Source organism: Paenibacillus prosopidis (assembly GCF_003337375.1).
Taxonomy (GTDB): Bacteria; Bacillota; Bacilli; order Paenibacillales; family Paenibacillaceae; genus Pristimantibacillus; species Pristimantibacillus prosopidis.
Window position 1 is genome coordinate 1 of the sequence record NZ_QPJD01000080.1, and the last position, 1,235, is coordinate 1,235.

Genomic DNA, 1,235 nt, shown 5'->3' on the forward strand with positions numbered 1-1,235 from the left:
CCATAGAATACAGCTGTTGTTCAGAAAGCAAGCTCATTAGACACCGTTGCTCTGGTCTTGGGCATGCAGAAATAGAAGAAGCGTGTGGGACATTTCTCCAAGTACAATTCTTCTGCACGCATACTCCACAATTTCCTTGGGGTTCACCATCCCATAGCTCTACGGGTCTATGCCCTTACATTCCTTCGTTACACCTAACCAAGGCGTGGAGACCGATAGCGTTTAGCTGACGGGTCTGAGCCCTTATCGGGTACGAACTCGGTCCTCCGTGCTTTCTTTGTGAAATCCTGCGAATGAGTCAATATACGTGATCGTTTAATCTGTCTTAAGCAGCTTGAATATATGTCGGGGCAGTTTTTTCAGGAGAGAAAGTCTCTCCACGTCCAACAATGCCGATGATGATTCGTGCCAATTTACCAATCAGTTTAAATACCGATTGGTGCTTCTTCATTTGCTTGACTTGAACATTGTTCTTATGCAACTGTCGGAAAACAGGGTTATTTCCAACGAGTTGGAGCGTAGCCAGATACAGATATTTTCGCAGCGTAGCATCACCTCTTTTAGAAAGCACAATCTGTCCCTTGCGCTTCCCCGAGGTGCTTTCGGCCAGGTTTAAGCCTGCCTTACGCAATAATTGACGTCCATGGCCATACTGTCTAAGGTCGCCAGCACCTGATAGAATGGCTGCAATACAGATCGTGCCTAGGCCGATAGATCGAAGCTGATTGGCCATAGGAATTTCGCTGAGTAACACATGTATATCCTTTTCTATTCTTTCTAGTATCTCAACAATCCGTTCGAACTCTTGAAATAGCCGCCCCAAATCCTGCTTTGCTTCATCGAGGGCAGACGTTTCGCCTATACTACTCTTAGCGTGAGCGATGAGCTGCGCAGCTTTCTGTATGCCAGTGGAGCCACCGGCTCGCTTCATATGCTCTCTCCATCCTGTAATCACCTCTGATACGGACAGAGACGCTAGATCCTGCGGAGAAGGAAACTCTTTAAGCGTAGCCAAGGACCGTTTGCAGGTCCAGTCTTTAAATACCGAGAAATACTCAGGGAAGCGAATGTCTAACCAGCGGATGATCCGGTTCTGCAGCCGTACACTATTCGTCACCCAAAATTCCCGGTCACTCATCATTGTTTTCAACCTTTGAAAAACGATAGCCTGTTGCGAGTATTCATAGTAAAAGCCTCGGCTGACCACATCAGCGATGACAAGTGCATCCTTCGGA

Annotated in this window: 1 protein-coding gene; it reads right to left on the minus strand. The window is 47.1% G+C overall.

Annotation, left to right across the window (positions count from 1 at the left end):
* Nucleotides 1–325: 325 nt before the first annotated feature.
* Nucleotides 326–1,235: transposase (locus DFP97_RS30365; protein ID WP_147275132.1), on the minus strand; the 910-nt coding region annotated here is incomplete at its 5' end.